The sequence below is a fragment of the Rickettsiella endosymbiont of Rhagonycha lignosa genome (genome assembly GCF_964031165.1).
Taxonomy (GTDB): Bacteria; Pseudomonadota; Gammaproteobacteria; order Diplorickettsiales; family Diplorickettsiaceae; genus Aquirickettsiella.
Window position 1 is genome coordinate 1,553,478 of record NZ_OZ035011.1, and the last position, 26,584, is coordinate 1,580,061.

Annotated in this window: 21 protein-coding genes; 6 read left to right on the plus strand and 15 right to left on the minus strand. The window is 34.3% G+C overall.

All coding sequences use genetic code 11. The annotated features are described in order from the left end of the window. Positions 1 to 62 precede the first annotated feature (62 nt). Together AAHI99_RS06960 and AAHI99_RS06965 are read left to right on the plus strand one after the other, a co-directional pair. A complete protein-coding gene (locus AAHI99_RS06960; RefSeq protein WP_342227539.1) occupies positions 63 to 1,697 on the plus strand; it encodes an autotransporter assembly complex protein TamA in 1,635 nt (544 codons plus the stop codon). After that, positions 1,694 to 4,111 carry a translocation/assembly module TamB domain-containing protein gene (locus AAHI99_RS06965; protein ID WP_342227540.1) on the plus strand — a complete coding sequence of 806 codons (2,418 nt, stop codon included), beginning with the start codon at positions 1,694 to 1,696 and terminating at the stop codon, positions 4,109 to 4,111. The genes AAHI99_RS06960 and AAHI99_RS06965 overlap by 4 nt, the downstream gene beginning before the upstream one ends. A gap of 9 nt (positions 4,112 to 4,120) precedes the next feature. Here the strand turns inward: AAHI99_RS06965 and AAHI99_RS06970 are convergent, their stop codons facing one another. From AAHI99_RS06970 to AAHI99_RS06985, 4 genes are read right to left on the minus strand one after another with little or no spacing between them, the layout of a single operon-like run. Next, complete coding sequence (locus tag AAHI99_RS06970) at positions 4,121 to 5,419, minus strand: M20/M25/M40 family metallo-hydrolase (RefSeq protein WP_342227541.1); 1,299 nt, start codon at positions 5,417 to 5,419, stop codon at positions 4,121 to 4,123. Between the two features lie 37 nt (positions 5,420 to 5,456). Continuing rightward, positions 5,457 to 6,542, minus strand: a complete 1,086-nt coding sequence (locus AAHI99_RS06975) for an undecaprenyldiphospho-muramoylpentapeptide beta-N-acetylglucosaminyltransferase (protein WP_342227542.1) — start codon at positions 6,540 to 6,542, stop codon at positions 5,457 to 5,459. A gap of 9 nt (positions 6,543 to 6,551) precedes the next feature. Further along, positions 6,552 to 9,557: a mechanosensitive ion channel family protein gene (locus tag AAHI99_RS06980; RefSeq protein WP_342227543.1), complete on the minus strand. Its 3,006-nt coding sequence runs from the start codon at positions 9,555 to 9,557 to the stop codon at positions 6,552 to 6,554. A gap of 9 nt (positions 9,558 to 9,566) precedes the next feature. After that, entirely contained in the window at positions 9,567 to 10,925 is a 1,359-nt protein-coding gene (locus tag AAHI99_RS06985; protein WP_342227544.1) for an amino acid permease, read from the minus strand. Positions 10,926 to 11,005: 80 nt separating this feature from the next. On the opposite strand from AAHI99_RS06985, the gene rsmI reads away from it, so the two are divergent. After that, the gene (rsmI, locus tag AAHI99_RS06990) at positions 11,006 to 11,845 is read left to right on the plus strand and encodes a 16S rRNA (cytidine(1402)-2'-O)-methyltransferase (protein ID WP_342227545.1); all 840 of its coding nucleotides are present in this window, start codon (positions 11,006 to 11,008) and stop codon (positions 11,843 to 11,845) included. 1 nt (position 11,846) lies between these two features. Continuing rightward, on the plus strand, positions 11,847 to 13,052 hold the full coding sequence (tyrS, locus tag AAHI99_RS06995) for a tyrosine--tRNA ligase (RefSeq protein ID WP_342227546.1): 1,206 nt from the start codon (positions 11,847 to 11,849) through the stop codon (positions 13,050 to 13,052). A 12-nt stretch (positions 13,053 to 13,064) separates the two neighbouring features. Here tyrS and AAHI99_RS07000 read toward each other — a convergent pair whose 3' ends face one another. The 5 genes from AAHI99_RS07000 to argS all read right to left on the minus strand — a co-directional run bounded on the left by AAHI99_RS07000 (position 13,065) and on the right by argS (position 18,030). Continuing rightward, a complete protein-coding gene (locus AAHI99_RS07000) occupies positions 13,065 to 13,418 on the minus strand; it encodes a DUF971 domain-containing protein (RefSeq protein WP_342227547.1) in 354 nt (117 codons plus the stop codon). 1 nt (position 13,419) lies between these two features. Then, on the minus strand, positions 13,420 to 14,757 hold the full coding sequence (hslU, locus tag AAHI99_RS07005) for an ATP-dependent protease ATPase subunit HslU (RefSeq protein ID WP_342228376.1): 1,338 nt from the start codon (positions 14,755 to 14,757) through the stop codon (positions 13,420 to 13,422). A 186-nt stretch (positions 14,758 to 14,943) separates the two neighbouring features. Beyond that, a complete protein-coding gene (gene hslV, locus AAHI99_RS07010) occupies positions 14,944 to 15,501 on the minus strand; it encodes an ATP-dependent protease subunit HslV (RefSeq protein ID WP_342227548.1) in 558 nt (185 codons plus the stop codon). Between the two features lie 91 nt (positions 15,502 to 15,592). Further along, positions 15,593 to 16,267, minus strand: a complete 675-nt coding sequence (locus tag AAHI99_RS07015; protein WP_342227549.1) for an SPOR domain-containing protein — start codon at positions 16,265 to 16,267, stop codon at positions 15,593 to 15,595. After that, positions 16,267 to 18,030 carry an arginine--tRNA ligase gene (argS, locus tag AAHI99_RS07020; protein WP_342227550.1) on the minus strand — a complete coding sequence of 588 codons (1,764 nt, stop codon included), beginning with the start codon at positions 18,028 to 18,030 and terminating at the stop codon, positions 16,267 to 16,269. Before argS ends, AAHI99_RS07015 begins: the two co-directional genes overlap by 1 nt. Before the next feature lie 221 nt (positions 18,031 to 18,251). Between argS and AAHI99_RS07025 the strand changes: the two genes are divergently transcribed. Continuing rightward, the gene (locus AAHI99_RS07025; RefSeq protein ID WP_342227551.1) at positions 18,252 to 19,151 is read left to right on the plus strand and encodes a GIN domain-containing protein; all 900 of its coding nucleotides are present in this window, start codon (positions 18,252 to 18,254) and stop codon (positions 19,149 to 19,151) included. 2 nt (positions 19,152 to 19,153) lie between these two features. On the opposite strand, the gene AAHI99_RS07030 is transcribed toward AAHI99_RS07025, so the two are convergent. From AAHI99_RS07030 to def, 4 genes are read right to left on the minus strand one after another with little or no spacing between them, the layout of a single operon-like run. Then, the gene (locus tag AAHI99_RS07030; protein ID WP_342227552.1) at positions 19,154 to 19,675 is read right to left on the minus strand and encodes an OmpA family protein; all 522 of its coding nucleotides are present in this window, start codon (positions 19,673 to 19,675) and stop codon (positions 19,154 to 19,156) included. A gap of 29 nt (positions 19,676 to 19,704) precedes the next feature. Then, a complete protein-coding gene (gene rsmB / locus AAHI99_RS07035; protein ID WP_342227553.1) occupies positions 19,705 to 21,018 on the minus strand; it encodes a 16S rRNA (cytosine(967)-C(5))-methyltransferase RsmB in 1,314 nt (437 codons plus the stop codon). Next, positions 21,011 to 21,958: a methionyl-tRNA formyltransferase gene (fmt, locus tag AAHI99_RS07040; protein ID WP_342227554.1), complete on the minus strand. Its 948-nt coding sequence runs from the start codon at positions 21,956 to 21,958 to the stop codon at positions 21,011 to 21,013. The genes rsmB and fmt overlap by 8 nt, the downstream gene beginning before the upstream one ends. After that, positions 21,955 to 22,461 carry a peptide deformylase gene (gene def, locus AAHI99_RS07045; protein WP_342227555.1) on the minus strand — a complete coding sequence of 169 codons (507 nt, stop codon included), beginning with the start codon at positions 22,459 to 22,461 and terminating at the stop codon, positions 21,955 to 21,957. The genes fmt and def overlap by 4 nt, the downstream gene beginning before the upstream one ends. Positions 22,462 to 22,844: 383 nt before the next feature. Between def and AAHI99_RS07050 the strand changes: the two genes are divergently transcribed. Beyond that, the gene (locus AAHI99_RS07050) at positions 22,845 to 23,876 is read left to right on the plus strand and encodes a hypothetical protein (protein WP_342227556.1); all 1,032 of its coding nucleotides are present in this window, start codon (positions 22,845 to 22,847) and stop codon (positions 23,874 to 23,876) included. A 91-nt stretch (positions 23,877 to 23,967) separates the two neighbouring features. Here the strand turns inward: AAHI99_RS07050 and cydB are convergent, their stop codons facing one another. Together cydB and AAHI99_RS07060 are read right to left on the minus strand one after the other, a co-directional pair. Further along, complete coding sequence (gene cydB, locus AAHI99_RS07055) at positions 23,968 to 24,960, minus strand: cytochrome d ubiquinol oxidase subunit II (protein WP_342227557.1); 993 nt, start codon at positions 24,958 to 24,960, stop codon at positions 23,968 to 23,970. Continuing rightward, a complete protein-coding gene (locus AAHI99_RS07060) occupies positions 24,961 to 26,343 on the minus strand; it encodes a cytochrome ubiquinol oxidase subunit I (RefSeq protein WP_342227558.1) in 1,383 nt (460 codons plus the stop codon). It lies immediately after the preceding gene. Positions 26,344 to 26,584 lie beyond the last annotated feature (241 nt).

A 26,584-nucleotide genomic window follows, 5' to 3' on the forward strand; every position in this document is an offset into this window, starting at 1 on the left:
TAGCTGGCTTAGCGCTATTCAATATGATTTTTGCCCCGTTGGGATTTGCGGAAAATCCTCCTGTGGCATATCAACTACAGGGTCTAAATCAAGACCTTAAAAGCCCTGTTCAGGATGGTCTTGATCGAAGCCTGCGAACATTAGTACATCCGTCTGCTGAAGATGTCCAGCTTTGGTATCAACATTCGATCTCTGACATCAAACAAGCTTTGCAAGCATATGGTTATTTCAAGCCAACTATTAGGCATTCATTAAAAAAAATTGGTACGAGCTGGAATGCTAATTTTCAAATTTCTGTAGGTCCTCCTTTAAAAATTACATCATTAAAAATTTCAATCGATGATACAAACCAAGACCCAAAAATAACAAAATTAATTGCTGACTTTCCATTATATAAAGGTGATATTTTTCGCAGTGAAATATACGAGGAAGCAAAACAAAAATTACTTACCCAGGTTGTAGCAGAAGGCTATCTTTCGGCATATTTTTCTAAACACACAATTTTGATTAATCGAAAAACATATACATCCGAACTTATTCTGATTTTAAACATCGGTCCACGTTATTATTTTGGCCCTATCAGTTTCCAACAATCTATACTTAATAATAGTTTATTGCAACGCTATATCCCATTTAAATCGGGTGACCCTTATTCTTCAACGCAACTTTTAAAACTACAGGATAATTTAAATAAAAGTGGATATTTTCAAAACGTATTAATCCCGGATGTGCAAATAAACAAAGAAAATAAAAATTTGCCCGTTACTTTTATGTTGACGCCACGTGCATCCCAACAATATACAGCAGGAATAGGATATGGTACCGATGTGGGGATTCGTGGAACTTTAGGTTGGGAATCTCGTTATCTTAACAAGGAAGGCCATCGTTTAAGTGTTTTAAGCCAATTATCTAAAATACAAAACAGTCTACAAACAACATACACTATTCCTGGGAAACATCCCAATACAGATAATTATAATATTAATTTTGCCATTGTCAGAAAAAAATTAACTCAAGTAACAACTACCACTCAACAATTAGGATTAGGGAGTATAGGTAAATGGAGAGGGTGGAAACGCAATTTATTTTTAAATTATCAAATTGAACGCTTTAATTATCTAAATCGACCTAAGACTAACTCACATTTACTCACTCCAGGCTTAAATTTATCTTATAGTAAATTTGATAACTCACTTTTTGCACACCATGGTTATCAATTAAATTTCAGATTACAAGGCGCTAATCAAAACTTATTATCAACTACAAGTTTTTTACAAACAGAAATACAAGGAAAATATGTATTAAGTTGGGATGAGAAAAGTCGATTATTATTTCGTGGTGATTTTGGTTATACATTAACTTCTAATCTTGCAAATTTTCCTCCCTCATTGCTTTTTTATGCCGGGGGAAGCCAAAGCGTACGTGGTTATGCATACCAATCATTAGGTCCTGCGCCTTATTTAGTGGCAGGAAGTATTGAATATCAGCATAAACTTATTAACAATTTTTATGGTGCTATTTTCTTTGATGCTGGAAACGCCGTTAATAATTTCCCCATTCATTTACAAAAAGGATCGGGCCTTGGCTTGGTTTGGGCATCCCCTTTAGGCCCTATGGAAGTTACTGCAGGGAAAGCTTTGGATCTTCCTGGACACCCCGTAAGATTCCAATTTACAATGGGGTTTGATTTCTTATGATAAATAACAAGCAACAACCTTCGATTAGATGGTTGTTAAAAAGTTTATTAATCGTTGTGTTTATAATAAGTGGTTACTTAATTCTAAACACAGAAAAAGGATTAAAATCCGCGATTTTATTTGGAAAAGAATTTCTGCCAGGCCAGCTAAAGATAAAAATTATTCATGGACGACTTTTAGGACCAATTCAGTTAAAAGAATTATATTATCAAAATAATAAAATTAATCTTTATATTTCAGAAACACAGTTCGATTGGCATTGGAACGATTTATTAAAAGGAAAACTTAATTTAGGGCCCATCTTCATCGATAAATTAAATCTTTTTGTAAAACAAAAAACTAATCAAAAAAAATTAAACCCCTATCGGCAAAAAACTTTTCGACTTCCTCAAATTTTAAAATATTTAAAATTAAATTCCATTGATATCCATCAGATTAATGTTCAAACTGACGATATAAGCCTATTATTGCATGGTTCCGTACACCAACAATGGAATATTAATTGGCAAATAAATGTTAAGGACCTCAACAAATTTATTGCCGAGTCGCAAGGAAAAATAACCTTGCGAGGAAAGATAAGTGGAGCATCCTCATATCCTGAATTTAATATAATTGCAGAAAAGACTAATCTACTTTGGCATGACTGGCAGTTCAAACAAATTCAGGCTGCACTAAATATTGATAGTAAAAATAAAAAATGGTTTTTCAATTTAGCAACTATCCAGCTTAATAATAAAATATATAAACTTTTACCGTTACAATTAAAATTATCTGGATCTTTTTCACCATTCTCTTTACAAGGGAATTTATCCGAATTTAAACTGGAAAAATTAATTCAAGCAACACAATCCACGCAGTTAGTTGTTCCTAATACACAAATTGCTAGTCATCTATCAAAACATGGATTAGAAACATCGCTTCAATCCTCAAGTAATAAAAATCAATCATTTGCTCATTTATTATTACCCAATTATCAAATGCGGTCATTTCCAACATCAAAACAAACTTTGTATGCAAATATTGATTTAAGCTTTAAAGATTTAAATTTTTTAACTCAATTAATTACTGATTTAAAAAATACTAAAGGTATTTGCAGCGCTCAAATTAGAATTACAGGCTCATTTAATAAGCCATTATTAAATTTAAATCTTAATTTACAGCAGGCCAGTACAGAAATACCTGTTTTAGGTCTTAAATTAAAAAATATAAAATATCAGCTGCATACCGATAAGAATAATTTAATCGGTATTGGTCAAATTTATTCAGGAAATGGATTTTTAGAAATTCATTCTATAACCGATTTATTAAAACAAAATCTATCAACATTAATTGATTTGCAAGGAAAAGATGTAACTATAATTCATAATCCAGAATATCAAATTATAGCAACGCCAAAATTAAAAATTCTAGCCAATAGACAACAAATTGAAACCAATGGCATTATTTTATTTCCAAAAGGCAGCATTAAAATTAATCCTAAAAATAATAACTCAATTGAGTTATCTAACGATGTAGTGTTTGTAGAAGATAAGAAAAAATCTGTTACTTCACCTTTTAAATTTAAAAATAATATTAAAATCGAAGCAGGCGATGATATTCAATTACAATATCAAGGGCTTAATACTAAATTAAAAGGTTCACTTACTATAAAACAAGATTTTAATCATCCTATATTGGCATCAGGGCAATTAAAACTTTTTCCTGGTGAATATAGTTATTATGGTCAAAGCTTAAAATTAAAAGCTAATTCTTCATTAAATTTTGCCAATACGCCTATTGGTGATCCCACACTAAATATTTCCGCTAGTCGAAATATTTTAATTTTGCCGGTATCCACCCAGAATACCTCTGTTGATACTCAATCTAAATTAGGCTCTAATAATTTTATTCAATCCTCAATTTTTTCTTCTCAGTCTATACCAATTCAATTAGATATAGGTATACAGGTGAGAGGAACATTGCAAGATCCGCATATTATTTTATTCGCTAATCCTTCTAATATCATTAAATCGCAATTAGATATGCTTTCTTATTTAATTACCGGTCAAGCCAGTAATCAGCTAAGTGCCGCTAGCACGCAATTATTATTAACTGCTGCTAGCAATTTAGGGAGTGAAAAAAGTAATATTGGTCAAATTATTAGTAAAGTTCAACAGAAAATAGGTTTAGATCAATTGACTATTGGAAGTAAACCCATTTTTAATCCGACTACTAATAGCTTACAACAGAATACTTCGTTGATAGTTGGTAAAAATATTTCACCAAAACTTAACATCTCTTATAGTTTAGGTTTATTGGATCAAATCAGTATTTTAAACATCAATTATGTTTTAAACAAAAATTTTTATTTACAAACTACAAGTAGTAACTTTGCTAATGGCTTAGATCTATTCTATAAATTGGAAAAACAGTAACGGTCCTTTTTAATGATCATGAGCTAAACGATACATTAATACTGCTGCTGTTTGTGTTTGTATTGGCAAAGATTTAATGTCCAGCGTTTCATTTTCTGAATGAGCCCCCGTACCCACTGGACCTAAACCATCCAAATTAGCTTGAGTGATCGATGCAACATGCGAAATATCTGCAGCTCCACGTAATCCCGGATCAAGCGCTATAACGGGGCCATAGCCCAAATTAATACTAACCTCACTATATTTTTTTAGTAATTCGATATTGTTAGCAGTCAAAGGCATACAAGGGATACCTTCCTGAAAGTTAAAAACCGCCATAGTAGTCGGTAAATGGTGATTTATTATCTTCGCAATTTTCTTTTTAGCACTAATCTCCTGTTCTGGAGTTATAAAACGTAGATCACCTGTAGCCATCGCGGTTTTAGCGATAATATTATCTTTTCCATAAGCCTCGCCTCCAAAATAGTTCTTTTTATAATTAATGGAAGCACCGGCCAATATAAGTCCAGGGCTAAAAGATAAACCTTTCTCAGCACTCATTTGTTCTCGCATGGTATTAAGAATACGAGTTAATTCAAAAATAGCACCATAACCTGCTGGTTTTTGAAATACTTCGAATGAATGGACGCCGCTACCTTGTGTATTTATCTGCCAATGGTCAACTCCACGACGAGCTATAGTTGCTGTATTGGGAAGCGTAGCCCATTCAAAACCTAAAGCAACATCGCTATGCTGGGCAGCAGTAAATAAAGGTTTTCTTGAAATACTGGTTGGTTTCCCCGAATATTCTTCATCTCCAGTTAATACTACTGTAATATTCATATCACTAAGAACATTTACATCCTGCAATGATTTTAAAGCATAAAGAATTACTACATCTCCTCCTTTATCATCGATTACACCAGGTCCGGTCGCTTTATCTCCGTGACGTTCAAATTTCTGGAATGGACTATCTTTGGCAAACACTGTATCGAGGTGTCCAATTATGAGTATCCTTTTACCTTTTGTGCCTGAATGCTCAGCAACTAGAGTTCCTGCACGCTGCATATAACTCGGTTCTTCAACCCAATAGGTTTTAAAACCAAGCTGCTGGAAAAATGGTCTTAAAATTTCACCTACTTGATGAACCCCAGCAATATTAGCCGTACCACTATTAATATTGACTAATTTCTCTAATAAAGAAAGTTGTTCTAACTGCTGTTTACCAATGTAAACTTTTATCTGGGTTTCTGTTGATAATGTTTGAGCGCCTACTATTTTTGCAAAAAAAAATTGTGCACATAAAAAAATGAATAAGAGAACTTTCATATGATTTAATTAATTATAATCAGATACTTAATGAACCTTATCGATTGAATGCAAAATTTATGAGTTTGTCAATAATTATTTGCGTAGCATTAAGCCGTTTAAATTGGCTTAATTTAATTTTTAATTCATCTAAATTTTCATAACTTTCGAACAGTGTCTTGAGTAATTTTTCATCTGAAAATTCTTCAAAGTAGATTACCTTGCTTAGACCTAGCTTAGCGAAGTATTTTGCGTTGTGAATTTGATCTCCACGGCTAGCTTTTTTTGATAAAGGTAGCAAAATATTTGGCTTATTTAAGGACACTAACTCATAAATAGAGGTAGCGCCCGCACGGCTAATTACTAAATCTGCACTAGCAAGAACATCAGCAAATTCATCTTGTAAGTACTCGAATTGTTTATAACTTTTAATTCCCTCAAATGCAGAGTCGGATTTATTTTTACCGCAAATATGAATAACTTGAAATTTTTCTGTTAATGGATTTATTAAACGACGAATACTTTCGTTAACTATACTCGAACCCAAACCACCGCCCATGATTAATAAAACCGGTTTTATTTTTTCGGTAAAACCACAAAATTTTAAGCCTCTTTTAGGGTCTCCATGTTGCAGCGCATCGCGAATGGGCATGCCTGTCAGCAATATTTTAGAAGTACTTTTAATGTATTTAATGGTTTCAGGGAATGTAATGCAAATCAATTTTGCGAAAGGAAAACTGAGACGATTAGCTAAGCCAGGAGTTAAATCAGATTCATGAATAACAATTGGAATGCTATTTAATTTAGCAGCAATAACAACAGGCAAAGCAACAAATCCACCTTTAGAAAAAATAATATCCGGCTTGATTTTTCGACAAATTATAAGGCTTTGTATGATTCCCTTCATTAACAGAAAAGGAGTTAATAGATTTTTCCAGGTCCAATACCGATTTAATTTTCCAGCCGTAATGGCATAGTAAGGAATTTTTAAAGGTTTGATAAGCGAATGCTCTATACCTTTCTTAGAGCCCACATAAAAGATATCTACACCTTTATTCTGCAAAGCGGATATCAGAGGCAAGCTGGGTGTAACGTGTCCCGATGAGCCACCACCGGTAAAAATAATCTTAATTTTTTTTGTCATAACACAAAATTAAATCGCTGAATTGGAGTGTAGCTCTAATTTACCCTCAAGATGTACATCATGCGGAGCTTCCGGTGGTAAAATACCTTCATTAGTAAAGCGTTCCCATAAGCTAAATAAAAATTGCGATCGTACACCAGAACGTGAATTAATATGATTGAGGTCAACGTAATATTCAACTTTAAACTCTAACAAAATTTTATCAATTTCTTTAAAATATACTTCTGGTTTAGGATTCGTTAAAATTTTTGGGATTGTTGCTAATACTTCTAAAATAATATCCTTTATTCGTTGGGGATTATCTTTCCTATTGGTTTTAACAGTCACCAAAGCACGAACTACACTATCTCGGTGCGTCCAATTAATAAAATTTTTGCTAAAAATGTCCGCATTAGGCACTAACAATTCCTGACGATCATCCGTTGTCACCGTAATCGAACGAGCTCCAATATGGGATACTTGACCATCATAATTACCTACTGTAACCCAATCACCTACTTTTACAGGTCTTTCCACCAATAGAAAAAGACCCGTAAAAAAATTATTAAATAAATCTCTTAAACCCAAACCCACACCAAACGAAAAAGCTCCCAAAATAACGCCAATATTACCCAAGGTTAGTCCCAAAATATTTAATCCAACCAAAATTCCAATAGCAATAAGCGTATATTGCGTAAAAATAGCTAAACTATTACGTAAACCAAGATCTTTCGCATGAGCAAATAACCAACGATACGCAAATTCACGAGACCAATGAGCTATCCAAGTTAAAATTACCACTAATATTGCTAATTGCACAATCGTAAAACCAGTCACAATCGCGGTACTAGCTATAACGAATAATTTTTTAGACAGTAATTTAGAAAGACTTATCTTTAATGAAGGAATACGATCTCCCCAGTCGTAAAGTTCAAATAAGCCCAATATTGATAAAAATAATAATGCTAATTTTAAAATTTGATGAAATGGTTTCAATAAAGATTGGCTCCATAACCAACCATTTCTGAAATGGCGAATACATAGTTCGGAGACCCAGCGAACTAATTCATCTAAAAGACCTCTTAGTAATAGATAAGCAGTTAAGGCGACTAAGAATAAACCTTGGTAATGCGCTATAGCCCAAGCCAATTCAACATAACCCACTAATCCTATTAAAGCATTGGTTAATAAACTGAATGGGATTAAAAAACTTAACCATCGAATCACTCTTTTTAAATAAGCATGTTTATTTTCTATATAAGGTTCAAGTAATGTAGGAACAACTTCCCAACCCTTCATTAAGACTAAAGCTACTATGAGAAGAAATAACATAAATAAACGGCCAAACAAATCTTGAACTTCATAATTAACCGGTAATTGATTAACTAAAATTGTCGCTAAGGTAACTATGCCGCCGATCAATAATGTAGTTCGTAACCGATAATAAAGTTTGACATCATGACCACTTTCGTCAGTGGTATTTTCAAGCAATAAAATATGTGCAAGCTGAATAACAATACTAAATATTAAACAAACAACACCCATGCTAATAATCAAAGAAAATAATTTGATGGATATATTTAATAAAAACAATAACCCAATTAATCCCGCCAACAACATAATTCCGGATAAATGGCGTTGCAGTAATTGCAAAACAACTATTACGGTTTGTGCAGAAAAAAAACCTCTACTACGTTGCTGCAAACGTACTCGATCTACTGCTAAAAATCGCCTTAGTTTTAACCAAGTAGCAAACCATATCAGCACACCCAGTAAGACAATAATCCATTGCCAGCTTGATACTAATTCTAGCTTGCTGAAAACTGGTTCATAAAGACCTGCTAATTTATCTATGGTTAATCTAGGGATTTGAAAAATAGTTTGGCCTAAACCGACCCAAGCATTTAAATTCAAACCTGGTAACGTTTGTCTATTAGCTAGCTGTAGTTTTAGTTGTTTTGCTATAAGAACTTGTTCAGCATCTGCATCTTTAGCCAGTTGTTGCATTTTTACAAGTAAATTTTGATAGCCGAGAATAATTTCTTTTAATGGGGCTAATTTTATCTGATCATTCGTAAAAATAAACTCTTTTTGTTGGTGATTTTTATTAATTAAATCCAAATAATTTTGTAAAAATTTAATTTTATTATGAAATAAGTCAATTGAAGTATTGACCTGTTCATTTAGACTTTCAATTTTATGTTGTAAATTGCTGAGTGTGCTTAAGGATAATTTTTGATTAAACGCTGAAGCTAAGTCTTGTAATTTATTAGCTATTCTAGCAGTGTTTAGTTCTGTTTCGAGTAAATTACTTTTTTCTTCCGCTTCAAATATTTTAAATTCTATTTGATCATAAGAGTTATTATTGATAAAACCGGTTATTTCAGCTTTTTTTAGTTCTTCGCTCCATTGGTTTAGACGTTGCATCCAATTCTGTTGATCTTGCTGGAGGCGTAGGGTTAATACATCTAAAGATTCTTGGCGTTGCGTTTGCTGTTGTAATTGATAATTTCTTTGTAAATTTTGACGCCATTCTTCAGCAAAATTAATTGTCTGTTGCACAACATCGCGCGAATCTTGTAAAACCCTAACGCGCTTTTGCTGTAAGTTGAATAAATTTCGCCGTTCTTGCAAAGTTTGCTGCAGTTGTGCCTGTTGTTGCTGAACTTCTTGAGGAATAGATAAGCCTGGTGTCGAAATTTCCCATTGATCAATTGCATTTCGAATGGAATCTTGAATCAAATCAGTAGATTGTTGTGTGGTTTTTAGACTTAAATTAATACTTTCTAAATCAGCTTTTGCCATAGCAATCAATAAATCCAGATGCGCTAAAGATTGTTTGCTAACGACCGGTGAGGCGACTTTCTGTTCATTACGCAACCCCTGCAGTTTTCTTTTTAGTAATTCACCGCGCATCTGCTCAGCAACCAATTGTTGCTGAGTCAAATTTATTGAAGGAGATTCATTAAGCTCAGCAAAAGCCGGAGAATAAAAACCCCCTAATAAAACCATAAAAAAAACAAATAGTTTGTACAAACTATGACCTCAGGGTAAAGGTAAAGGTTGCTCAGTTATGCTTATAACGCTTTTTGCATAGCCGCGCCATTTCATCCAAACATAAACAGGCGCACTACTAAGTAATAATAATGTCCCATAAAATACAGTTTCTTTCCCCGAACCTATGATAACCCAAAAAGAGTAAATTCCCGCTAAAATTGCAATAACTACTGAACCAAATAATTTTCTACCTTTTTTAAAAAGCCCAGGATATTTAAAAAAAATAACCAACTCAGACATCGTAGTTAAAAAATAAGGAATCAGCGAGGCTAAAGTTGCTAGTAAGATAATAATTGTAAATTGTTTAACCAAACTATGATTTAAGGTCATCAATAATAGGAAGGAAATTAGAATACTAGAAATAACCAAACCCGCAACAGGTGTCCCATTTTCTGATTTTTTTAAAAAAATACTTGGAAAAAGTTTATCTTGAGCAGCTGCTAATGGAATTTGACCTTGAAGTAAAATCCAGCCATTTAAAGCACCTACACAAGAAATGACTGCCCCAATAGCAACTAAAAAACTTCCTATCGGTCCAAACATGATGCGTGCAGCATCAGCATAAGGAGCATTAGAATGCGCAAGTTCCGTTAACGGCATAACTCCCATTACTGCGATACTACTCAATAAATAAACAACTGTCGCTATGGTTACTCCCAGAATAGTCGCTTTGGGAATATTTCGATTAGGGTTATCTACATGACCAGCAGGAACTGAAGCAGATTCTAGACCGATAAAAGACCATAAAGTTAAAGTTGCTGCGCCGCTAAATGCACTTAAGTTAGATTTTCCGGATAAATTGAATGCACTCAAAAAATGGGGATGAATATAAAAAATCCCTACTAAAGCAATAAGTAACAAAGGAATCAATTTTAAAATAGTTGTCAATAACTGAAAAATCCCCGCGTGCCGAACACCTAGAATATTGATAAAAGTCATTAACCACACCAAACCAATACTAACAAAACAAGACCATAAGGCATTCTTAGCCAAAAGGGGCCAAAAAAAACTTAAGTATCCTGTTAAAGCAACAACTATTGCTGCATTACCTACCCATAGTGCAATCCAATAATTATAAGCCATCTGGAATCCAACAAAATCACCAAATGCCTCTCGGCAATAAGCATAAGGTCCTCCAATGAGAGGCATTACATTAGTTAGCTTAGCAAATACTAATGCTATTAACAAAGCACCTAGTGCTGTAGCGACCCAAGAGAGCAAACTAATACTGCCATAGGCTGCCAAGGAAGCGGGTAATAAGAAAATTCCTGAACCTATCATATTACCTGTAACTAGAGCAGTTAACATCCACAACCCTAATTTTTGTTGTTTCATTTTTTTGAACATTTTGAATCTAACCTCTGAATTTTGCGCAGAATAAAACGCTATGCCATTATACCCATCTCATATTTTAATGCGAAAAGTTTATGTCAAAAATTTCAGGCCTTTATGTAGTAGCTACACCTATAGGTAATCTAGAAGATTTTAGTCCCAGAGCAATAAACACACTACAAAATGTTAATCAAATTGCTGCCGAAGATACTCGCCATAGTCAAAAATTACTTAAACATTTTGGTATTATCACTTCATTAATTTCATTACATGAACATAATGAAGCAGCTTCCAGCAAGCTTCTTTTAGATTGTCTAAAAAAAAATCAATCTATCGCCTTGATTAGTGATGCAGGAACACCACTCATTAATGATCCAGGTTATCGTTTAGTTAAATTAGCCCACCAACATGGAATTCCAGTTATCCCTATCCCTGGTCCTTGTGCTTTAATAACTGCTTTATGTGCTTCCGGTTTAACGTGTGATAGATTTATTTTTGAAGGATTTTTACCCGGGAAAAGTATCGCTCGACAAAAAAAATTACTAGAATTCTTACATGAAACACGAACAATTATTTTCTATGAAGCACCACACCGTATTCTAGAGTCAATAGATGACATGTTGGCTGTATTTGGACCGAAACGTTACGTAGTTTTAGCTAGAGAATTAACAAAAACTTTTGAAACTATCCATGGCAATAATTTAGAACAATTGAAAATCTGGTTGAATTTAGATAAAAATCAACAAAAAGGAGAATTTGTCGTCCTTGTTGAAGGGGCTGAATATCTAAACCCATATGAAATTGATAAACAACGAATTTTAGGAATTTTATTAGATGAATTACCGATCAAGCAAGCAACTTCCATAGCTGCTAAAATCACGCATGAGAAAAAAAATAAATTATATGCTTTGGCTTTGGCTATAACGGGTAAATAACATGAATGATAATACTTTTGAAACCTTTCAGCGCGGAAGTACCGAAATACTTGTTGTTGATGAATTAAAAAATAAAATAAAAGAAAATAGGCCTTTACGTATTAAAGCAGGCTTTGACCCAACAGCTCCTGATCTACATCTCGGTCATACTGTGCTCATCAATAAACTTCGTCAATTACAAGATTTAGGTCATGAAATTGATATTATTATTGGCGATTTTACAGCACTCATTGGTGACCCATCAGGTAAAAATACAACCCGTCCACCCTTAAGTGTCGATCAAGTTACAGCCAATACCAAAACCTATCAACAGCAATTTAGTAAAATATTAGACCCAAAAAAAACCAACTTGCGGTTTAACTCTGAATGGTTAGGAAAATTATCAGTTACTGACTTAATTAAACTAGCATCCTCTTATACTGTAGCTAGAATGCTAGAAAGAGATGACTTTCACCAACGCTATCGCCAGCATCAACCTATTGCAATCCATGAATTCCTGTATCCTTTACTTCAGGGTTATGATTCTGTCGTATTAAAAACCGATATAGAATGCGGTGGTAACGATCAAAAGTTTAATTTATTGTTGGGGAGAGAATTACAGAAACATTTCAAACAAACACCACAGATAATTTTAACCATGCCTTTATTAGAGGGTTTAGATGGCATACAAAAAATGTCTAAATCACTCAATAATTATATTGCTATCGATGAACCGGCAAACGATATGTTCGGAAAAATTATGTCGATTTCTGACGAGTTGATGTGGCGTTACTTTGAATTATTATCATTTAAAAAGTCTTTACGTGATATTAAATCCATGCAGCAAAAAGCTACACAAGGTTTAGCCAACCCACGCGATTTTAAAATAGAGTTAGCCTTAGAAATTATTGAACGTTTTCACACTAAAGCAGATGCTGAAAAAGCGTTCCAGGAATTTCAACACCGATTTAGAGATGGTGCCATTCCCTCGCAAATTAAAGAACTGAATATTACCATTTCCGGAGAGAATTTATCGATTGCCCACTTATTAAAGCAAGCAGGATTAGTGGCGAGCACCTCGGAAGCACTGCGCTCAATTGAGGCTGGTGCAGTTAAAATTGACTCACAAAAAATAGAAGATAAGAAACTATTAATTAAATCTGGTACCAGCCATATTTACCAAGTTGGAAAAAGACGCTTTGCCAAGGTCACAATCTTAAGTAAATAACTTTTAAAAATACTAATCTCGACTTGCGCCCGCTGATTCTAGACGTTGCAAATAATGTTCCCAAAATTTAGCATGATGCTTAGATAAATCATAGAGTGTTTCCCAACTATAGATTCCTGACTGGTGGCTATCATCAAAAATTAATCTGATAGCGTAATGACCAACTGATTCTATGTTGATGATATTCACATTTTTTTTGTTAGTGACTAATTTTCCTTCGCTATGACCGTGTCCTTTAACTTCCGCAGAGGGTGAAAAGACTCTTAAGTATTCACAGGGTAACCTAAATTTTTCACCATTATCAAACAGTATTTCTAATATTCGGGTTTTCTGTAGAAGTTTTATATCGCTAGGAATAGGAACCATATTATAAAATAAAATGACTGGTATCTTGATCTTGCGCTAAAGGTGTTAGATGTTTATCTACGTAATTAACATCAATGTTTACTTTTTTATCGGTATAATCTGTCGCTTCAAAAGATATTTCCTCCAACAATCGTTCCATTACGGTATATAAACGACGCGCGCCAATATTCTCAGTTTTTTCATTCAGATCATAAGCAATTTCCGCGATACGCTGAATAGCAAGCTTATCGAAATTTAATTCTAATTCTTCAGTGCCCAGTAAAGCCTGGTACTGAACGATTAAAGATGCTTGGGGCTCTACTAAAATACGTTCAAAATCTTTCGCCGTTAATGCCTTTAGCTCCACTCGAATTGGCAAACGACCTTGCAATTCAGGAACTAAATCCGATGGTTTAGATAAATGAAAAGCACCTGCAGCAATAAATAAAATATGATCTGTTCGGACCATGCCATATTTTGTGGAAACAGTACAACCTTCAATTAAAGGCAACAAATCTCGCTGAACCCCCTCACGTGAAACGTCTGCACCACTCATTTCACCACGACGGCATACTTTATCGATTTCATCGATAAATACTATTCCGTATTGCTCTACCCATTCAATTGCTTTACGTTTCAAATCTTCTTCATCAAGTAACTTCCCAGCTTCTTCTTTTTGAATAACAGCTAATGCATCTTTTACTTTCATACGACGGGTACGAGTACGCGCTGTACCAATATTCTGCAGCATATTTTGCAATTGATTAGTCATATCTTCCATACCAGGGGGACCCATAATCTCTACCCCGGCTGGTAAAGCTGCTAACTCTACATCTATTTCTTTATCATCTAAAAGTCCTGCTCGTAATTGCTTACGAAAAACATTCCTCGCTATAGACTTTTCTTTATTTTTAAGCTCATCTGCAGCTTCATCTTTTGCTAAACGCACTGGAGGGACAAAACTGTCAATAATTTTGCTTTCTGCCGCCTCCAGAACTTGAGGATGAAGACGTGTAATTTCCTCTTCACGTAAAAATTTGAATGCAGAATCCACTAAATCTCTAGGAATAGAATCTACATCTCGTCCTATGTAACCTACTTCAGTGAATTTAGTAGCTTCTATTTTTAAAAAAGGGCAGCCCGTAATTTTGGCCGCACGTCGGCCAATCTCAGTCTTACCTACTCCGGAGGGACCAATCATCAGTATATTTTTTGGGGTAACTTCATCTCTTAACTCTGGATCAAGTAACATACGACGTTTACGATTACGCAAAGCAATTGCAATAGCTCTCTTGGCTTCATTTTGTCCTATAATAAATCGATCAAGTTCTAGCACTATTTGTTTAGGAGTCAAATCAATTTTACTTAAATGATCTACCTCGACAGACTTATCTATGTCATTAATGGGTTGATTAATATCTTCTGAAAAATTAGCGTCTACCATAGTTAGCTCAGAAACTTGATTGGTTTCATCAATAGTTGTATCAATTAAGTTAGATATATTAGTTTTCATTAATAAATAAGTAATTAGTTTATATTAAGATTATTATTTTTTATTGGTCACACAGTCAATTTCTTCAATAGTACGTTGATGATTTGTAAACACACAAATGTCTGCAGCAATAATTAAACTTTTTTCAACAATAGCACGAGCACTTAATTTAGTATTTTGAAATAATGCCAATGCAGCAGACTGTGCATAAGCTCCACCCGAACCTATGGCAATTAAATCATGCTCTGGCTCAATTACATCCCCATTCCCACTTAACATAAAAGATTTTTCTTTATCCGCAACTGCTAACATTGCCTCTAAACGCCGTAAAACTCGATCGGAACGCCAATCTTTTGCAAGTTCAACCGAAGCGCGGTCTAATCGTCCATTACATTCTTTTAACTTATTTTCAAACCGTTCTATTAATGTAAATGCGTCGGCTGTTGCGCCCGCAAATCCAACTAATACTTGACCGTCATATAATTTGCGAACCTTACGAGCGTTCCCTTTTAAAACAATCGCATTACCTAAAGTAACCTGACCATCTCCACCGATAACGACTTTATCGTTACGCCGGACTAATAATATTGTTGTACCATGTAATGACTGCACTATTTACTCTTTAAATTGTTGGATATTGAATCTACCACTATGGTGACATAGTTGACTATTTTCAAGGTCTGAAGATATTAATTCTACCTGTTTAGGGGGTAATTTTAATCAAAATCGCAGCTAATCCGGCTTCTTTTAAACGTTTTTTTTCCTTAGTTAGGCTACCTAAGCTCGAGGGACCAATAACGATCTGGTATATTAGCTTACCATTAACTAAGTTGGCCTTTTTTTGCACGGGAAATCCTTTCAGCAATGCTTGAGCTTGCAACTGCTCTGCATGAGCACGATCAGTAAAATTACCTAAGACGAGCATATAAACTTCATCATTGAATTGACCCATTTCTTCTTCTAATTGTTTTTTAGCCTCCGCAATAGCTACTTGTTCAGGCGTTGGGCTAAGCATTGTATCTATGGGTCTTTGTCCCGAAGAAGCATGAAGTGAAGTTGTCATATCATTGGATAACGGCATTTCCTTCATTGCAGAATCAACATGTGGTGATAAATTCAAATTGTCCTGAGGCAAAATATTATAGAAATCGAATTTTGGTTCTGGGGACTGAGGCGCAGGTACTTGGGTATTTTTTTTATCAGCTATCTTTTCGGCAGATTGAATAGCTTTTACTTTATGAACTGGCTTTAGTAAAAACAAGCCTAAAATAAATAAACCGATTGAAATTCCTAACATTACCCATAGATAACGATTGTTTCTACGTCTAGGAGTTAGATATTTATATTTTGTGTATTTTTTTGCATAATCTTTAGCCATTACATTACTTCCAAAGTCTCTACACCTAATAAGCTTAGGCCATTTTTAATTACTTGTGCAGTTGCTACAATTAAATTTAGTCTCGCATTTCTCAACTTATTATCCTCTATCAGAAAAACAAATGAATTATAATAAACATGAAAGTTTTGCGCTAAATCTCTCAAATAGTGTGCGATAATATGCGGCTCGTAAGAAGTGGCTGCTGATTCTAGTATTTCTGGATAACGATTTAGTAAAACCAACAAATCCTGTTCTTGTATTTCCTTTAATTCTTTAATCGCAGTCATACCTAAAGACTTATCCCAAACCCATTTTTTTGCATTGAGTTGACGCATCACACTACATATTCGTGCGTAAGCATACTGTACATAATAGACAGGATTAGCATTCGACTGCTCTTTAGCCAGCTCAAGATCAAAATCCATATGCTGATCCGCACGTCTTAATACATAAAAAAAACGTGTTGCATCAGTACCTACTTCTTCTCGAAGCTCTCGTAAAGTAATAAACTCTCCGCTACGAGTAGACATTTGAATTTTTTTATCGCCGCGATAAAGAATAGCAAATTGCACTAATAAAGCTTTTAAACTATCTGATGAAAAACCTAAAGCTTGTATAACCGCGCGAATTCTAGGTACATAGCCATGATGATCAGAGCCTAATATGTTAATTATTTTTTTAAATTTACGTTGTTCTAAAATACAGAGACGATAGGCCGCATCTGCTGCAAAGTAGGTAGGTTGTCCATTTTCGCGTAACAAAACCCTATCTTTATCATCGCCAAAGTCTGTCGATTTAAACCATAGAGCCCCATTGGCTTCATAGGTTTTTCCATTCGCTGTTAAACGCTTTATAGTTTTATCGACAAAATTGTTCTCAAACAAACTTTTTTCTGAAAACCATTCATCAAAATTTACTCTAAATGCACTAAGATCTTCTTTAATATCGTTCAAGATTGAGTTTAAACCTACTTTAAATATCTTTTCATAATCAACATCTCCTAATAAAATTTTAGCTTTAGTGATAAGACCGTCAATATGCTGTTCCTTATTCCCACCTTGAGGTTCGTCAATAGGGATACCTTTAAATACTAATTCAGCTGCTTTAAAAAAATCCTTACCATGTTGTGAAAAAAGTTGCTCAGCAATCTTATGAACATAGTTTCCTCGATAAGCGTTACTAGGGAAAATAAATTTTTCTCCGCAGATCTCTAAATAACGCAGCCAAACGCTGGTTGCCAAAATATCCATCTGCCTTCCAGCATCATTGATATAATATTCTGCACAAACTTGATAACCTACTGCTCTCAATAATCTCACCATAGAGTCGCCATAGGCTGCCCCCCGACCATGACCTACATGCAAAGGACCAGTAGGATTTGCAGAAACAAACTCAACTAAAACAGATTCATTATTGCCTAAATTTGAAATCCCAAATTGATTGGTTTGATTTAAAATCTCTTCGATAACTGGATGCCAAAAGGATTTTTTAAAAAAAAAATTTATAAACCCAGGTTTTGCTATTTCAATTTTTTCTAGTTTAGAATTTCCTGAAGAACAATCTATATTCGATTTTATTTTTTCAGCTAATTGTAGTGGTGATATTTGTAATTTTTTCGCCAACACTAAAGCAATATTACTTGAAAAATCGCCATGTGATTTTTCTCTGGCATAATCCACTTGGATAGTCAGTGAAGCAGGTAGGGATAACTCACCCATGCTTAACAAGGCTTTTTTGATTTCTTGTTGCACTATGCATTTCATAAGGATTAAATCACTAGAGGGTCAAGAAGGGCGAGATTATAACGCAATACGCTCCAGGAAAAATATAGCCAATAAGCTGATAAATAAAACCCTTTAGGATATTAAGTCTTTTCAATTCAAACGTTTTTAACCTTTTTCGACCTAAATGTTCAATCTTGATCTGGCAAATAACCTGCGACAAGGTTAATATCCCATCAAAATAATAATAAGAGCATTAAACCATGAAAGTCTTCGCCTATTGTTTATTTGTCAGTTTGTCCCTTTTTAGTCTTTTTAGCCATGCGCAAGTAACGTCGCATAGCAAACCTATAATAAGCAAGAATATCCTTATTAATGACTTCGATGGTTTAGATATTCAAGGTCCTGTTAATGTTTACATTGATGCAACCCAAACCCATCCTTCCTTACAAATTCTGGGGGACTCGAAAAGAGTCTTTGCAGTCATTTACAGTGAAAAAAACCATATTTTACACCTTGGAACCAAACCCATTTTTCACCCTGAACCTGGAGAAAGATTAACAATCCGTGTCAATACATCCCCGTCAAAAATAAAACAAATACAATTCAATAGTAATGCAACTCTTTTTGGCAAAGGACTGACTGGATCTTTATCGCTTCGTGCGCAAGGAAAAGGTCAAATCAATCTTTACACCAATAAGCTAGATCTAAAATCTCTTTACAGTAACGGTAATGAAAGTATTATATTTCATAATTTATTGAGTTCAAACTTAAAAATAGAAGCCCACAATTCTCATAATATTGTTATTCAAGGTATCGTTTCATTAAATGAGGTCGATTATACCGGAAATGGAAATTTGAAGGTATATTGGGTTAATAGCCCTTATTTAAGAATAGATGCTAACGGTAAAGGAAAAATTAGTTTAGCAGGAATCGTCAAAACTTTAGATATCAAATTGTCACAAGATACGCAACTATTTGCACAACAATTGCGTGTACATCAAGGTTTTGTAAAAACTGAAAAACAAGCTCAAGCAACTGTAAATGTTAGAAATACTTTGCGGGCATTTGCAAAAGACAAAAGCGTGATTTATTACCTATCTCCTTTAAATTTTATAAGCAAATATTCAGAAGGTGAAGGCCTGGTATTAAATAAAAATTAAATTTAATTTTTTACTAAAATAATCTCAACGCGACGATTAAAACTACTTGCTTTAACGTTTCGATTACTCGCAATGAAATCATGTCGACCGTACCCGATCGTACGCAGACGTTGCGAACCTATTCCGTGTGACCATAAAAAACTTGTTATTATCTCTGCTTGATCCTGTGTAATCGCAGACGCTGTTTGTGGATCATAAAGATCATCGCTATACCCCACCACTTGAATGAGACCGTCTCCGTAAGATTCTATGAGCTTAATGGTCTGACTAAGCTGCTGGGTACAATTGACAGTTAATTTCCCATTTGGCCGAAAGCAACCATCACTATAGGCAATGACTCTAAGTCGATCAGCAGTTTGGACTACTTGAATGACAGGAGGGGGTAAATCCTTTTTTTCCTTTGTGTTTTTTACTGTTTTTTTCTCTAGAGGTGGGTCATTCAATGAATGATTTGAAACACAACCAGCCATAACAAACATAACTGAAATTAATAAACAATAAAAAAACAGCGAGATTTTTTTCATGATTTTATCATCTTATTTTAATAATAGGACTAATTATTCAGCCTCTTACGTAACCTAGCATAATAAAAGCCATCCGGTCCATGAATTTTGGGGAAAATTTGTCTTCCAATACTACAAGCTATTCCCCATGATTCGTCTAAAACCTCTTCCTTGGCATCAGAATGGTGAGATAAAAAACGAATTAATACATCGCTATTTTCTTCTGGCAAGACCGAACAAGTCACATATAATAAAACACCATCCGGCTTTAATATCTCCCAAAGACTTGATATCAGTTGATATTGTTGTTCAGCTAATTTACCAATATCCTCCTCTCTGCGTAATAATTTAATGTCCGGATGCTTACGAATAACTCCGGTTCCTGAACAAGGAGCATCTAATAATATTCTATCGAATAAGCCTTCTTTCCAAATGCTTTTGAGATTCTGTGCTTTCGCACAGAGCAATTGTACTTTGGTATCTGATAAGCTTAAACGATTCAAATTATCTTTAACTTTACTTAAACGGATTGCATCGGAATCGACAGCTACACAACTTAGTAGATCAGATTGTGATTCCAGAATATGTGTTGTTTTCCCTCCCGGTGCCGCACACGCATCTAAAACTTTCTGCCCAGGCTTTAGCAGCAATAAAGATGTAGCCAATTGCGCGGCCGTATCTTGTATAGAAATTTCTCCTTCCATAAAACCAGGTAATTTAATTACCGGACAAGATTCATCGAGTATAATTCCAGTTGCACTCAATTCGCTTAAGTGTCCTGTTATACCTTTATCTTTTAATTTTTGTACGTAATCTTTTCTTGTAATTTTTAAAAGATTAACTCGCAGACTCATAGGAGGTAAATGATTATTAGCAGCTAAAATTGTTTGCCATTCATTGGGCCATGCATGTTGTAATTTTTTAATTAACCAATCAGGATGAGCAAAATGACTATCTTTAGGTAATTTTTTTAATAAACTGACTTTTTGTCGTTGAAATGATCGTAATACCCCATTAATTAAGGGTACCGCCCAAACTTTGTGTAGTTCTCTCGCTCCTTGTACTGTTTCATGAACAGCAGCATGCGGAGATGTCCTTAAATAGTTAAGTTGATAAAGACCTATTAACAATAACGCATAAACGTCTTGATCAGAGGCATTAAGAGGTTTTTTTAATAAATAGGTGCAAAGTTGCCTCAAAGGGGCATACCAACGTATCACTCCATAACATAATTCTTGAATAAATGCTCTATCGCGCGAATTAATATTAGCATTTACACCTGCTGATAAAGCATCCTTAAGCGATATTTTTTCTTTTAGAACACGAGAAATAATTTGTGCGGCTGTTGCCCGAGAATTAGACATACATTCGATCTAAAATCGCACCTACATGAAATAATTCCGATTTATCATGGATGAAACTTGAAATCGGTAAGCATCTGCCTCCGGGCCATTGCACTTCTAATAAACGTAATACACCTTTCCCTGTAGCCACATCTATACCTTCTCGATCAGCTTTTAAGATTAAACCTGGCTTTTCAGAAGTGGTTTCATCAAGTACTTCGGCTTTACAAATGCGCAATATAGACTTTCCTAATACTACGCGAGCAATTGGCTTAGGGTGGAAAGCACGCACCATTCTATCTAAATAAATTGCAGGCTTTTCCCAATCTATCTCAGCTTCTGATTTATTAATTTTTTTTGCATAGCTACTTTCTTTTTCATTTTGTGGCTCTGAACGATACGAACCATTTTCAATGACACTTAAGCTCTCTATCAGTGCTCTAGCACCTAAATCAGCTAGCCGATCTTGTAAAGTTTGATTTGTATCATTGGGCTCGATAGTACAAGAAAGTTTCTTTATCATTTCACCTGTATCAAGCCCCTCATCCATCTGCATAATAGTAACGCCGGTTTCTTTATCACCTTCTAAAATAGCACGTTGAATAGGTGCTGCTCCCCGCCAACGTGGCAATAAGGATGCATGCACGTTGATACACCCAAAACGAGGAACTGTTAATATTGCGGGCGGCAAAATAAGTCCATAGGCCACCACCACCATTAAATCAACATGAAAAGAAGCTAATTTCTTTTGCTCATTAGCATCACGCAAACTAATTGGCTGCTGGACAGGAATTTTATTCTCTAAAGCCAGTTTTTTAACAGGACTCATTAATAATTTTCGACCCCTTCCAGCAGGGCGATCAGGTTGTGTATAAACAGCATATATCTTATGACTGGAATTCAACAAAGCTTGTAAACTGGGCAAAGCAAATTCAGGCGTCCCTGCAAAAATAAGTTTCAAGACTTCCCCCTTTTCTTTATTTTATCTAGCTTTTTACGTGCTAATTGACGTTTCAGAGAAGATAAATGATCTAAAAATAGCGTACCATTGAGATGGTCCACTTCATGTTGTATACAGTGCGCCAATAAATCCTCAGCTTCTATTTCATAAGGTTTTCCATGTCTATCTAAAGCCTGTAATTTAACCCAAAGTGCTCGTGGAGCTTTATCATAAACCCCCGGCACTGATAAACAACCTTCTTCCATTAATGCCTCACCTTCCTTCTCAACAATGACTGGATTAATTAAACACCAGGTTTTCGATTTATTATTAGAAACATCAATAACCGCCAGCTTTTTGCTTATAGCAATTTGCGGAGCCGCTAAGCCTATGCCCTTAGCGGCATACATCGTATCAAACATATCATCAATGAGTTGCTGTAAAGCCTCATCAAAAACTGTAATTGGCGCTGTGACTGCGCGCAAACGTACATCTGGGAGCTGGATAATAGGATAAATAGCCATAAAATTCTTATCTTCTTTTACTCATCAAAATCAAAAGTCATTATGATACTTGTATTAATAGTATACTAAATCTAGCATTCGAACAGTCTAAAAACAGATTTTCCTTTCTTCGAATGCTTAAGTCAATCGGTCTTCTTTTCAAAAGGGGGTCTAAATTGACAGCTAAGCTTTTTTATTAAAAAGTTTGCTTAAAAAATAAAAAACTCTTCAAAATTGGTTAAATTTTTTAGTAATTTTGTTTGTAGTCAAATGGCACAATAGGCAACGACTTTAATTTATGATAGATTTCCTAGAAAAAATAATAGCTTTTAATAATGAAGATGGATTCCTTGACTTAATTTAAGCAATTTAATCGACAAGGAGGTCTTTATAATTAAATAGTAATGAAAAAAAATATTATTCCTTTCATATATGATACGGTTCTCATCGAAAATGTCGATTCTTTCCTTAAATTTGTCAGACAACCACTGCCTCTAGACGAACTATGGAAAAAGATTCCCAATGATATTTTAAATGCGAAATTAGGTGAATTAGAATTTAAATCTGAAAATCGTAATAGCACTGAATATTTTATTATTAAGTTTAAAGATAATAAAAAAACAGATAAGGCTGAACTTCATAATGGAGTTTTGAGTGAGCTCGGCATCACAGTTACAGATAAAACACAATCTATCCATAAATTGATTAATTATAATTATAAATTTACCTTAAAAAAATCCTTAAAAAAAATTATACTTTCCCTTTCTAAAGAATATACTGAGATAAATGTTGCTAATATTATTACTAACAGCAAGCGTGAAAAAAAATCAAATATTTATGATAATAATGAAGCTAATGAACTTTTTTTTATTTTGTTAAAAGCCTTGTTATTGCGGGAAATTACCGTAAAGGAAAGTTTTTCTGCCCACACTTTATTAGATTGGGCAGTCTATTTAACAAGTTGGTTTATTTCTGATACCAAAAAAAATATTTATGCGCAAGGGATATATTATTCAGAGAAATATAATGAAATCGATGCTTTAATTTATAAATTAAATTCTTTTCATGACACTCAATCATTAGCAACACAATTGCTCTTGTTAAACAATCAATGCCTGCAGGAATTATTTAATATTGTTCAAATTAAAGATTCTAATAGTAGAAAAGCAATTGAAGTCATAGAATGGTTTCAATCTAAAGCTAAAGAAACTATTATTCAATTTCAAGAAAATAATTTTCTAAGTTTAGATCAACTTACTATTTTACACAAAATACTAAATGCAATAGCTAAGTTAATCCCTAGTTTTATTTTACAGAAAAAAACAAGAATCGGTTTTTTCCAGCAATGTACTCCACAAAACAAAATATTATTAGAAATAGAAAAGATTATTCAACCGCATTTTATCGAATCGTTAATGCGGAATAAACCAACGTAATAATTTACTAATCACAATTATAGTCGCAACGCCGGCTAGATATAAGCCAATAAACCATAACCATTGTCGTAAGCGTTTTTTCATATACTCATCAATAATGGATGACTGTTTTTACTTTCCCTCTAAAAACATGATAGGAATAAAGAGTATAAACTAATAAAATCGGTAATATAATTGCTGCTCCAACTAAAATAAATTTTAACGTAGAGGGCGGGGCAGCTGCTTCCCAGACCGGAAGCACATGCGGGATAATATAAGGCCATGCACTAATACAAAATCCGGTATACGATAAAACAAACAAGCTTATCGTTAAAACAAACGGCAGCCTTTCTTTTTTCTTCTGTAGGCAATAAAAATTATAAAATACTATCAATATTGTTAAAATAGGCAAAGAAGACAAATAATAAAAATTTGGTAATGAAAACCAACGGTGCATCACTTGTGGCTCAACAATCGGCGTCCAAATACTCACACTGACTAGAAAAAAAGCAACTAGGGGTAATAAAATTTTAGCTGCTTTAAACATTCTTTCTTGTAAAATGCCATCTGTTTTTATAATAAGCCAGGTTGCTCCTAATAATGCATAACCACAAATTACGGCAACCCCTGTAAAAATAGTAAAAGGTGTAAACCAATGATAGGCCGAATGTGATAAAGGCAGATGATTACCATATCCTTTTACAAAGGTGCCTAAAATGATACCTTGAATAAAAGCAGCTAATATTGAACCCACTGCAAAAGCAATATCCCAAATAAACTGACTTTTATGCGCTTTGAAACGAAATTCGAAAGCCACTCCACGAAAAATTAGTGCGACTAATAAAATCATTATCGGCATATATAAAGTTGGTAACAAAATACCATATGCCATTGGAAAAGCAGCGTATAATGCCGCCGCGCCAAACACCAACCAAGTTTCATTTCCATCCCAGACCGGCACAACGGTGCTCATCATAATATCTCTATATTCACTCGATTTAATCCAAGGAAATAAAATACCTACACCCAGGTCAAAACCATCCAGCAAAACATACATCATAATAATTAGAGAGATTATGGTTGCCCAAGTAAGAATTAAAAGCATTTATTTCCCCTCTGGCGCTAAATATTTAAAGGGTGTTTCCGTTATCACTTCTGCAACGGTTTCATCTAATACTGGTGGAGTAGGTCCTTTACGAATTAATTTAAAAAAATAAAATAAATAAAAACCAAATATAATCCCATAAACAGTAATTAATAATGCCAAGGAAATGATAACCTGATGAAGAGGCACGATAGATGCACCTTGGGAGGTGCTGATTAAATTATATACTATCCATGGCTGCCTTCCAGATTCTGCTGTAACCCAACCGGCAATAGTGCTCAAAAAACCTAAAGGCGCTATTAATATACATAAACGATAAAGCATTTCGGAGTTGTATAACTTTCCACGGCATCTCTGCCATAGCGCAAACAGCGCAACGAAAAAAAATAAAAAACCTATACCTACCATAACTCGAAACATCCAAAACGTAGCTCCTACTACTGGTCTATCTGCACGTGGGACACTTTTTAGACCTAACAATTTACCATCCCAATGGTGCGTATTAATTAAGCTTGCAAGTTTTGGAATGCTTATTGCGTAATAATTTTTTTCTTGTTTACTATTAGGTATAGCAAATAATATTAAGGGAGCACCCTTTTGCGTTTTCCAATTAGCTTCTATCGCAGCAGTTTTTAGTGGTTGGTACTCGAAAACTTTTAATCCAACCATATCACCTAACAATATTTGAACTGGAGCTATCACTATAGCTGCGGCAAAAACAAATGAAAAACAAGGTTTAGCGATATCAAGATCTCTTTTCTTTAATAAATACCAAGCTGAGACTCCTGCAATAGCAAAACAAGTGGTTAATAAAGACGCCATAACCATGTGCAGAAAACGAGGAATAGCTGAAGGATTAAATACTACCGCCCACCAACTATCTACAACATATTTTCCAGCTTCAATGTGAAAACCAGCAGGGGTCTGCATCCAAGAATTTGCAGATAGAATGCCTAAAGCAGAAAATAACGTTCCTAAGGTTACTAGCAAAGTCGCTAAATAATGCAATCTTGGACCCACTTTATCCCAACCAAATAACATTACACCTAGAAATCCAGCTTCCAGGAAAAATGCAGAAAGTACTTCATATACGAATAAAGCACCTATGACACCTCCTGCAGTACTAATAAAAGGTCCGAAGTTAGTGCCTAACTCATAAGCTAAAACAATACCTGATACAACACCCATACCAAAGGTAAGGGCAAAAATCTTAGTCCAAAACTGGCAGATTCTTAAATAAACAGGATTCCCAGTTTTTAACCAAATTCCTTCCATTACTGATAAAAAAACTGCTAAACCAATATTGAGCGTAGGAAACAAAATATGAAAACCAATCGTAAATCCGAACTGAATGCGGGAGAGAAGTGTAGTATCGATAATCATAGCGCACTTAATTAACGGAAAAATTGCTATGCAGTATACTCCACTTTCTGAAAAAACGAATCCTGTTGATTAATTAATGTATTAAATATTTATACATTGAAATATTCTAACTGGAATAATATTTAACCAACGAGTAATAAAAGAAAAATCAGTTTAAGTTTATGTTTACATATTAAATCGTCAATCACTGATAAAAGACAAGCTATAAACAAGATTATAATGAATGGTTGTGAAAATATTT